General features: G+C 65.2%; 9 protein-coding genes, 1 rRNA gene and 1 pseudogene. 7 read left to right on the top strand and 4 right to left on the bottom strand.

Annotated features, from left to right (window positions below; genetic code table 11):
• The first annotated feature begins 173 nt into the window (after window positions 1–173).
• Window positions 174–288: ribosomal RNA gene (rrf, locus tag AC5JJ6_RS26290) — 5S ribosomal RNA — on the top strand.
• A gap of 617 nt (window positions 289–905) precedes the next feature.
• Window positions 906–1,160: a hypothetical protein gene (locus AC5JJ6_RS26285; protein ID WP_496044903.1), complete on the top strand. Its 255-nt coding sequence runs from the start codon at window positions 906–908 to the stop codon at window positions 1,158–1,160.
• A 33-nt stretch (window positions 1,161–1,193) separates the two neighbouring features.
• On the opposite strand, the gene AC5JJ6_RS26280 is transcribed toward AC5JJ6_RS26285, so the two are convergent.
• Complete coding sequence (locus AC5JJ6_RS26280; protein ID WP_496044902.1) at window positions 1,194–1,466, bottom strand: hypothetical protein; 273 nt, start codon at window positions 1,464–1,466, stop codon at window positions 1,194–1,196.
• Between the two features lie 428 nt (window positions 1,467–1,894).
• On the opposite strand from AC5JJ6_RS26280, the gene AC5JJ6_RS26275 reads away from it, so the two are divergent.
• Window positions 1,895–4,195, top strand: coding sequence for a PcfJ domain-containing protein (locus AC5JJ6_RS26275; RefSeq protein ID WP_496044901.1), 2,301 nt, complete (start codon window positions 1,895–1,897; stop codon window positions 4,193–4,195).
• A 346-nt stretch (window positions 4,196–4,541) separates the two neighbouring features.
• Here the strand turns inward: AC5JJ6_RS26275 and AC5JJ6_RS26270 are convergent, their stop codons facing one another.
• The 3 genes from AC5JJ6_RS26270 to AC5JJ6_RS26260 are packed head-to-tail and all read right to left on the bottom strand — an operon-like array spanning window position 4,542 to window position 6,783.
• Window positions 4,542–5,018 (bottom strand): HAD family hydrolase, encoded by a 477-nt coding sequence (locus AC5JJ6_RS26270; RefSeq protein WP_496044900.1) that lies wholly within the window; start codon window positions 5,016–5,018, stop codon window positions 4,542–4,544.
• Window positions 5,015–5,254, bottom strand: coding sequence for an HAD hydrolase-like protein (locus AC5JJ6_RS26265; protein WP_496044899.1), 240 nt, complete (start codon window positions 5,252–5,254; stop codon window positions 5,015–5,017). The genes AC5JJ6_RS26270 and AC5JJ6_RS26265 overlap by 4 nt, the downstream gene beginning before the upstream one ends.
• Window positions 5,255–5,292: 38 nt before the next feature.
• Window positions 5,293–6,783: a mannitol dehydrogenase family protein gene (locus AC5JJ6_RS26260; protein WP_496044898.1), complete on the bottom strand. Its 1,491-nt coding sequence runs from the start codon at window positions 6,781–6,783 to the stop codon at window positions 5,293–5,295.
• Window positions 6,784–7,471: 688 nt separating this feature from the next.
• Here AC5JJ6_RS26260 and AC5JJ6_RS26255 point away from each other — a divergent pair.
• The 4 genes and pseudogenes from AC5JJ6_RS26255 (at window position 7,472) to AC5JJ6_RS26240 (ending at window position 10,170) form a co-directional block, all read left to right on the top strand.
• Entirely contained in the window at window positions 7,472–8,209 is a 738-nt protein-coding gene (locus tag AC5JJ6_RS26255) for a hypothetical protein (RefSeq protein ID WP_496044897.1), read from the top strand.
• Between the two features lie 113 nt (window positions 8,210–8,322).
• Window positions 8,323–8,706 (top strand): hypothetical protein, encoded by a 384-nt coding sequence (locus AC5JJ6_RS26250; RefSeq protein ID WP_496044896.1) that lies wholly within the window; start codon window positions 8,323–8,325, stop codon window positions 8,704–8,706.
• A 562-nt stretch (window positions 8,707–9,268) separates the two neighbouring features.
• A pseudogene (locus AC5JJ6_RS26245) lies at window positions 9,269–9,721 on the top strand (transposase); the annotation flags it as partial.
• Window positions 9,722–9,963: 242 nt separating this feature from the next.
• Window positions 9,964–10,170 carry a hypothetical protein gene (locus tag AC5JJ6_RS26240; RefSeq protein ID WP_496044895.1) on the top strand — a complete coding sequence of 69 codons (207 nt, stop codon included), beginning with the start codon at window positions 9,964–9,966 and terminating at the stop codon, window positions 10,168–10,170.
• Window positions 10,171–10,182: the final 12 nt, after the last annotated feature.

Genomic DNA, 10,182 nt, shown 5'->3' with positions numbered 1-10,182 from the left:
TGGAAGTGCAGCAATGCATGCAGCCGAGCGGTCCTAATCGCCCGATAGATCTCCAAATCCACCATCACCGCGAAGCGGCCGCAAGGCCGCACCGCACGCAGCACCAAGCCACGCCAACAAGCGCTCTCAAACACACAACACTCCGGATATCCCAACAGGATCCGGCCCGGTGACCCGGTGGTCATCGCGGGGATGATACACCCGATCCCATCCCGAACTCGGACGTGAAACACCCCAGCGCCCATGATACTGCAGCTCAAGCTGCGGGAAAGTCGGTCGCCGCCGGGCCACCAAGCCGGATCCTCCACAACACACGCCAAAGCCGCCGACCTGAACAAGGTCGGCGGCTTTGGCGTTTCGGCGTCCGTCAACGCAAGTCACCGCCACCGCTCCCCGCGATAGCGCCGGAACTCGGCGCGGAGCCGGACCTTTATACTTCAAGGCTGGACCACAGTGTATTTGCGGGTCAGCCAAACGCTGATCCAAGGCGCTACATCGTGTGAGCTTCGGTAACGGAGACTTGGCAATTACGCTGCTGAACGCATATGCAAAGCTTGCGGCGGCCGAAAATGTCGCACACCACAATATGGAAATCTATGTCCGAAGCAGATCGCGTCTTTCCCCGCCACAAAGAGCAGGGGCTGCAACCCGCATCCGGTGATAAGCGCCACATCGTCAGCGCCTCTCGTAGAGGCGGTTTAGGTGGCGGCAAGACCAGGGTGGTTGAGGTTGTCCACGTTCAGCGAGGCAGGACAGAGCCAACAGAACATCGCCAGCGCCCGACGCCGTGGAATACGCATGCGGAGACCTGGCCCGAGGGGTTCCGCGCGAAATCAGCCCCACCTTCCCCGCAGCACAAAACCCCGCCAGCCGTAGCCGAACCGGCAAAGCCGACTGTACATGTCATGGCGATGTGGGAGCCCACACCGCAGCCGCCCGCAGAGCCGATAGCGCAGCCTGTCGAGCCGCCGGTCGAGGCAGCGATCGCCGAAGACCGTAAGTCACGCATCTCGAAGCCACGCGCGCCGAAGGTGACGGAACGGCGCTTCGCCGATCCCTTCGCTGACGACGACAGCGGCGCGAACTGCATCCGCTGCGGCTACCTCGTCGAGCCCGCGCGGGAAAAGCGTGGCCTCTGGACGTGCTCGAACTGCGGCTGACGGAAATCTCGGGGTGTCACCGCGGCATCCCTCTCAACCACTCTTCTTGTGGCGATCCTCGGCATCATTCAGCGTAGCCTCAGCAGGAGGACAAACGGTTACCAGCCCGCCTCGCGCGAGGAAATCGGCGACCATACCTGCTGCAGCGTCATCGCTCGGCTTACCGCCGGCGGCTCCAAAGCGAGACTTTTGTGCCGCAATGGCCTGCGTTCGCCGAAAGCGCTCGCGGTACCGCTCCGCGCGGTCCAGCTGGCTTTGGGTTTTCCCGTCGGCTTTGGTGCCTTGGCCATTCGTGTCATCCGGCATCAATCATAATTCCACTCTTGTGCAAGCATTGCATGGTGTCGCTCCAGTGTCGGGCAGCGGCGATTTACGTTGCCCGCTCACGCCGGCCTGACATTCGGCGGCACGATGCTGGGAAAGCTGGCGCCTGACGCACGATCGAAGCTCCGATGATGTTTGGAACGGCGCCGCCGTTGTAGTTGCCTCGGAAAACGAGCCTCAGCCAACGCATTGCGGCCGGGAGCGTTGCTTGCGTTCGGTCCCTTACGACGCCAGCCTGGGCCTAAGAAAGCTGTTTGTGCCGCCGCATTCATACTGATCACCGCCTACGGCATGCTCCGCGATGGCGCTCGCCGCGTTCAGGCTGGGACTGCTGACACCTCTGCATTCCCATTGCTGCGCTTTCCCGCTGTGCCGTGAATGTTGCGGCCGTCACCACCAAGTTCATAGCCATGAATCTGGACCTCTCGCGCCCCGTCTTCTGGTCCTCGACGCCGCTGGCGGAGGAGACGGTCCGTCGCTGGGCGGAGTACCGGCGAGTGGCCATCGTCGCACGCTTCGCCCGGATCGGGGTGCCGGGAGCGGAGCGCGTCGGCGAGGCTGCGGTGGATGCGGCGATGGTCGCCGCCCGGCGGCCATTTTTCACTGTCTCCAGGGAGCCCGGCGGAATGTCGGTCCTTCGGCACGCCTTCGCCCCAGCGGGCCAAGGGCCGCTTGCGGCCACCGACCGCACGGGCAAGGATCTCGTGCTCGGTGGGGGCAGTGGAGCAAACCTCCATAACGTGGCGAACCTCGACACCCTGATGCGGACCATTGGGGAGCAGGTGCGCGGTGCCGCCGATGCGGTCCGCCGGGCAGCGGCCGACATGGTGACGAGTGACGCCGGGCGGCAGCTCCGCGAGGTCGCCGCAGCGGCTGGTCTCCACGACGAGGGCGCGACCAGGATCTGGGTCGACCTTCGCGCTCCGGCAGCCTGTAAGGTGTTGAGCCGCGCCGACGGCTCCGCCGGCGCCGACCGCGCTTTGATGCTCACGCGCACAGCGGACCTCCGGACCAGGAGCGCCCATGCGCCGCTAACCGTTGCCTCTGCACTGACACCCCCGGAAGGCACTCCCACCCTCGCCCGCAGCCGCTCCGCCCGAGCCGGGGAGACGCTCCTGCGCTGCCGGGCTGCTTGCGTCGAATGGGGTGGCCTTGGCGCCTTCGCCGCGGACAGTGTTGCCTGGGTGCCAACGAGTTGGGCCGATGCACAAGCGGCGGAGGCTTGGAGCGAGTTCATCTCGCGCATCGACCCTGCCGTGCTTGACGTACTGCGCCGTCGTGGCCCTGCCACGCAGCCACTGGTCCGCTGGCTGGCCGCCGGGGGCGACCCGGTCGTGGCGGCGCGACGGCGGCAAGCGCTGGACGCTTATCCGCCGCTCGGCGCCGCTGGTGGCACATCCGAAGGCAGGGTACCGCGGGGCGATCACGCCTACCGCAGGCTGGTGCGGACCATCGACGATGCTGCACCGCTGGCGCCGGCGCTAGGGGAGTACCTTGGACTCCAGCCGGCAGCCGTATCCGCCCTGCAAACTATGCGCGGAGCGGATCTGCGCGAGCGGCACTTCGCGCAGGGTGTGATCGGCGAGGCGGCTCGCAACCTGCTCCGCCGGGTTCCGGCCGACCTGTTGCCGGGGCGGCGCCCCCGGCCGGAAGCGCAGGCTCAGTGGGCTGCCTTCGCCTCGATCGCGCGGCGATGGAACCTGGGTCGCGAGCACACGCCGCTGCGCTTCGAACACCTGCTTCGTGGCGAGCCTCCCTGGCTACGGGTACGCAGCGTCGATGAGGGGGACGAGCTTGAGCAAGAACTCGAAGGGATTGACGATGCCCTTGGAGACATCGCCGGCCACTTGCTCTCGCCCGTGGCGACGGAAGCCGCAGCCCAGGCGGGACACCGCTCGAGCGAGGCAGGTCGGAGCTGGTTGCGCCTTGATGAGAAGTGGCCGGCGGATGCTCCGCCCCTACAGGCCATTGTGGGCGATCGGGGCTATGCGGTGCTTCGGCGGCTTTCCCGTCGCTGGCACCGCGACCTTCCCAAGCTTCAGGACACGCTTGCCTGGCTGCGGGTGGGCAGTGTGACGATTTGGCCGCCCATTGCATCGACCGTGAGCATCGACGGCCTGTCCTTCGTCCCGCTCACCTCTGCCGTGGCACTGCGGCTTGAGGGCAAGGCCCTGCGCCATTGTGTGGGCACCTATGCCGGGCTCTGCGCCGCAGGGGCCTCTCATATCTTGAGCCTCCGTGACGCCCGTGGCCGGCCGGTCAGCACCGCCGAGTTCCGCCTCGAGCGGGACAGGACCGGGAGAGTGTTCCCCGTGCTCATGCAGCACCGTGCGGCGTCAAACACGCTGCCATCAGAAGGGAGCGGGCATGCTCTGGAGCAGTGGCTCAACCGGCTGCACATCGGCACGCTTAAGATCAACCCGGCAGCGGTGGCAAACTGGACCAAGAATGGCACCGGCGCGAGGACAAACCCCAACGATGAACGCAACGGACCGTACCGTCGTCCGGGCATCGCCCCACCGGATTATGACCTCGGCAAGCACGCCGCATGCGATGCCGTCTTTTTGGCCTATCGGTACTTCTTGCCCGGCGGAGATCGCCTTCTGACCCGAGCCGAGTGGGTCGAGAAGCACAAACTGGCGGAGTTCTTCAAGCGGGAGTTCGCGTTGCAGCCAACCGAGTTCGCCGCATCATCACCAAGCAGACCCTGAAGCTCCCGCTGCTAACCGCTCTTTCGTCCAATCATGCGATAGAGGCACCTATCGGCTTTGCAACCTCGGCCGCGGCCAGGATTGGGCCGGAGCGCTTGAGCTGACCACCGCCGGATGTTCGCCTTGGAGGCCCACTACCTCCGCCCAACGCTCTGCACGCTCAAGAGCCTCGTTCATCACGGCCGCCGGGTTGGCCAAAGGGGCGCCGATCAATGGTGCACCGCTGACCGGAAGCGCCTGGCCCCAGGTTGTTGTCGGACCTTGCGGTGTGATTGGCATGATGGTCTCCAAAGCGTGGTCCGAGCGCATTGGCCTCGGACGCCCAGGGCTAAGGGAACACGTCCTGTCAGGCAGCCTCGGCCTTGCCGGCCGAAGTTGGCGCAGTTGAGGTCCACGGTAGCGGCGGAAGAATGAGTGGTCGCACCGCATGCAGGTCGGTGGCGATCAGGGCACATCTCTCCCGCATCTCATTGGTCGGCGGCAGCAGGTCCGGCACCATGATCACGGTCGCACCCGCCGCGTGGGCTGCGCGCACACCGTTGTAAGAATCCTCGAGCGCCAGGCAGTGTCCCGCCCGCATGCCGAGCCTTTGGGCTGCCTGTAGGAACAGGTCCGGATGCGGCTTGCCGCGGGCGACGTCGTCGCGGGTCACGACCGCGTCGAACCGATCCAAAATGCCAGTGCTGCGGAGATGGCGTTCCGCCTTGACCCGGCTCGAGGATGTCGCAACCGCCTTCGGTATCCCCAGCGCTTCAAGATGCGAGAGCAGGCAGCGCACGCCCGGCTTCAGCCGCAGCGCACCGCCCTTGATCATGGCATTCATGTGCGGCTCGCCGCTGCCAGGTAGTCCTCCGCGGGAAACTCCAAGCCGAAGCGTTCCTGCACGAGAACACGGCAATGGTCGGCAGGAACACCGATCATGGCATAGCGAAAGCTCTCCGGCGCCGAGATCCCCATCTCAGCCGCGGCCTGCTCCAGACCCTGCATGGCCAGACTCTCCGTGTCCACCAGCAGGCCATCCATGTCGAAGAGCACGGCCTTGATGCGCAACGCTTCCACGTGAGCTGTATCCATATCCCGGGAGGTCATTTGTGCTCTCACCTGCAACCCTGCTTGGGACTGGCCAACAAAGCTTTGACGGTAGCGTGAGGCCCCATGTGCTGCAGATCGCCAACCGCCTGCGTCAGGCCGACCCGGAACGCTTCAAGCCGCGGCAGGTCGCGCCCGAACACGTCTTCCATCGCCAACACCGAGGCAGTGAGGCGCTCTGCGTCACCCCCCGCAGCGGCACCCAACGCCTGCATGCGCCCAATCAGCGGATCCTCAGTTTCCGCGGCATGACCGTGGCCGACACATCCCGATGCGCAGCAGATCCAGGCCGCAACGGCGAGCAGAGTACAAGGTGCCGAACGTCCGGCCTCCAGGTTCTCCTGCACCGAGGCAAGCAACCGTGCTTGCAGCTTCTCCGAGCCATTGCGGCCGACCCGGCTGAGTTGATGTGCGATGCCGGGATTGCGCCAGCGCCGCAGCAGCTGATGGGCATAGGCATCGATGTCGTGCCTGCTCGGCGGCAGCGTCGGCCGCTGCTCCGCCAACATAAAGCGCAGGGCATAGGCGGCGAAGACTGGGTCCTCCACAAACTCTGCGACGGTCTGCATCCCGGCCAGCGACCCGAGATAGGCGATTGCCATATGCGTGCCGTTGAGCAGCCGCAACTTGGAGGCTTCCCAAGGCGCCACGTCCGGCACGAACTCCGCACCGGCTGCCTCCCAGGCGGGACGCGGACCGGCGAAATCCTCGATGACCCATTGACGGAATGGCTCGGCGCAGACCGGCGCAGCATCGAACATGCCAAGCGCCGCCGCAGCATCGCCCATATCGGCCTCGGTCGTCGCCGGCGTGATGCGGTCCACCATCGAGCACGGGAACTGCACCGAACTGGCGATCCAGCCGGCGAGCTCGTCATCGAACAGCGTCGCATAATCGATCGCCGCCTGGCGCAGGATCCGGCCGTTCCCCGGCAGGTTGTCGCAGGACATCACGACGGGAGGGCGCCGGCCCACCTTATGGACCTTCGCCAGTCCAGCCACGAGAACACCCAGCGCGCTGGAGGGCAGAGGTCCGTGTAGGTCCTTCTGAATATCAGGATGGTGAACGGCGAGCCGCTCGGTGGCCGGATCCAGGCAGTAGCCCGAGGAAGTGACCGTCAGCGTCACGAGGCGGATCGCCGGATCGGTGAAACGGGCCAAGAGGGCAGCCGGGTTCTCTTGCGCGAAGACGACCTCGCTGAGGGTGCCAATCACTGTAGCGCCGGCGCCGTGCAGGCCACGCTCAAGCAAGGTGTAGAGGCCATCCTGCGGCTGCAGGGCATCCCGCATGGTGGGCCGCTGCAGGCTTGCGGAGATGATGCCCCATGCGGGCGGAATGGCGCCCGGTTTGGCTTCGATGGCCCGCTGGGTAAAGACGGCCTGGTGGGCACGATGAAAGGCCCCGCAGCCAAGATGCAGGATCCCAGGGCGGAGTGCGGCCACGTCGAAGCCTGGACGGCGTACCGTACGCGGCAGGCTTCGCAGCGTCGCCAGCGACAAGCGCGGCGATGCGCTGGCCCGCGAGCTTATGCCGGCGGGAGATTCGAGAGATGAGACTTTCAGGGGAGAGAGATGGACCACTTGCAACAACCTTTCGGGCCTCCATGAAAAGGAGCCCCAATCAAGGCTGCGTTAAGCTTCTTTGGTGGGCCAGAGTTCCAAGCTGTTCCTGAGCGAATACCATAATCATGAGATGTTCGCTGACGTACATTGGGACAGATTGATACTTTTATCGATCGTGTACTTCAGGTGAATGCAGGTATTCGGGGAGGAAACGTAGCGACGGGGGTTAGCCCGCCGCCAGGAGCGCAACCGCCTCCGCTGCGATCTCGGGCGGCACGATGTGGCCGTCCGGGTGACCGGCCTGGCCTCGAGGCGGTCTCCTGTGAGTGCTACGGTGTGACCCGGCGAGCCTATGACAGCTTGATCAGGCTACCCGCTGGGGCAAGCCGGCCGTACTGGCGTTAGCCGAAGGGGAGCGTCAGGTTTAAGAGAGTGATCGGCTCACGGCTCGCAGGGTGGTACAGCTCGGCACGGCCACGGATGGAACCTACCCCGAGGTCGGCAGCGTTGGTTGTGGACTGAGGCCGATAGCCCGACCCGGTTCAGCGGCCTGGAAGTTGAACCGCTGCGTCGGGGTAGGCGGCCGCAGCCAACGCGACCAAGGATCTCTGGACGGAGGCATCCCATGGACGTCGATCGGCGACTGGAGCAACTGTGCGAGCGTGTCACGCTCGTGGAGGGCGTTGGCAGCCTGAGACGTGGCGAGCTCTGCGTCATGTCCTTCGTGGCCCTGCTGGCGGGCGAGCACCATACGGATCATCCGGCGACCGCCTCCCCGCTGATCCGCAACCTTGCCATACCCATCAACGACGCCATGCCCCAAGAGGTACGTCAGTGTCTGAAGCCGTTCGCTGCGCGCATTGTTGGCACCAACGGCGGATGCGACCGGGCCCGGGCCGAAGTTCTGCGCCAGGCATTGGCAGGAGAGATCCTGCCCCGGATTCGTCGAGACTGGGGGGCGGGGCGGGTTTCCGAACGGTGCTGCGCGCCACTTGAGTTCCTCTTCGCCGGCGCTGCCGGATTTGCGGGCGCTGTCGGTGGGGATTTCGAGACGCGTGTTGCGCTGTCCCTGGCTGAGATCGAGCGCGGCATACCGCCAGGGTATGAGCCTTGCCTCGGCTCGGCCACAGGCGAACTCCTCGTACGGTGCATGCGCGAAGCCACCACACCGGAGCAGCGGAGCTGGTACTGGGACGAGGCGATCAGCTTGCTGGACCGCCTTTGTGACATTGCGGAGGAGCCCCGGAGGCAGACCATCCGGGATGACCGGATTGCTCGAGCCGAGGAGCGCCTTGGCAGCACGTGGCTAGACGGCTTCCGTTGGTTGATGCCTGCGACCTACAAGGTGCATGAACCGTTCTGAATCCTCGGACTGTCCGGTGAAGGAAGCACCTGGCTTTTTCGGTTTGGAATTCTTCGCAGTGGCACACCGCACGGCGGCCACTGCGCCTGTCGCCAGGCAAGATGGAGGAGATGATGAGCGACTTGATCGGGGATAGCTATTACGACTGGGTGTTTGTCGCCAGCACCGGTGATCAGTATGCGGGCTTCATGTACAATGACACCGGCGCGTACGCGCCGGGGCAGATCCTGCCCACTGCAAACGGTTACTATCAAATCGGCACCGAAAGCCCGTACGGCTTCGACCTCGGCCCATTCTACGGCATCGGCGAGGGAGCGGTGTACATCACCTCCTACTACGACACTGCGCAAGGATACCTGCAGACCGCCAACTATCCCTACTACTCGGCGCCGAGTTCCGTCTTCGGTCTGGGCTACGAGTACGACTACGCCTGGAACGGGGTGTTCTGGGACGACTTCGGCTATGCGGGATCCTATCAAGCCGGCTACTTCGGCTGAAGCTGCGGCAGCCGATTTGCCATCCAGCAGTCCGTCCGTGGCGCCCTGGGTGGAAACCCGCCTAAGCAATAGCAGGCGGTTCGGCGCGAGCCGGCTGAACCTGGCGGATTCCCGATGGAGACCTCAATGAGGAGATGGCGCCTTTTGCTGCTTCTCGGCCTCCTCGCTCTCGGCGGCTGCGTCGGCGGTCCGGTAGGATACCAGGGCGGCGCAGGGTACCTCGGCTATGACGACCCTGCTTACCTCGGTTACCGTGGCTACGGCTTAGGCTACTGGCGGCCATACCAGCACCATTGGCGTTACGGCAGGCCGCTTTCACCGCCGCCCGCCTTCGGGCTGGGGCGCCCTCCGCCTCCCCCACCGCCTGCTTTCAGGCTAGGTCCTCCGCCTCCTCCACCGCCTACCTTCAGGCCAGGCCCACCACCACCTCGTTGACATGCTTTGGGTGTCTATGTCTGAAACGGTATGTATGCAGAAGCCAGCGTTGGCCCGGCACCTGGATGCCTCTCCGCCTCCTCACCTTTGATAAGTGCCGCGCAGACCAAGTTAGCGGCTCTGCGGTCCCGGTGAGTGGCTCATGGAGAAGCATGGCACCAAGCGGCGCCGGGCCTGGAAGATGCTCCACCTCGCCACGGACGCCGGCACCGGGCGGATCAGCGCGTCGGTGCTGACCGACAAGGATACTGACGATGGCTCGCAGGTCGGCCCCTTGCTCGACCAGGTCGATGGTTCTGTGGCGTCCTTCACCGGCGATGGCGCCTGCGACCGGGACGAGGTCTATGCCGAGGTCGCGGCGCGGCATCCCGATGCGGCCGTCTTCGTCCCGCCACGCTCGAGCGCGGTGCCGAGTGACGCCGCCGAAACCGCGCCGACACGGCGGGACCAGCATCTGCAGCTCATCGCCGAGCGCGGCCGCATGGGTTGGCAGAAGGCATCAGGGTACAACTGGCGTGCTCTGGTGGAGGCCGGTATCGCGCGCAGGAAATGCGTCATCGGCGGCGGGCTGCGCTCGTAGATGGATAAGCGGCAAGCGACCGAAGTGGCCATCGCCGCCCACGTGCTGAACCGCATGCTCGAGCTCGGACGCCCGGAGTATGTCCGGATTGCGTGACCCGGAACACGGGCAGGCTCAGGGGGTCCAGGATCGAGTTGCCCTGACCGTTTCATCCTGGCTAGGGAGCAAACCAGCCCTGCTTCCTGCGTTGCCGTCCCACGAGGTAAAGCAGCAGCCGGGGAGCAACGGCAAGGAGGGGCCCCTTGGACAGTCCATTCGTCATGAAACTGGAGCAGTTCAGGCGCTTCTCCGACGAGGACCGGCGGCTGCTGAGCGAACTCACTTCCAAGCGCCAGCAGCAGTACGGGGCACGCGAGGACATCGTCCGCGAGGGCGAGCACTCACCTGACATCCACGTTGTCATCTCCGGCCTAGAGCACTTTGATGTTGCTTGGAATCGCGCGTTCTGATTCGACGCTGTT

The sequence above is a fragment of the Skermanella sp. genome (assembly GCF_059503625.1).
This window is presented reverse-complemented; position numbering and strand designations above follow the sequence as displayed.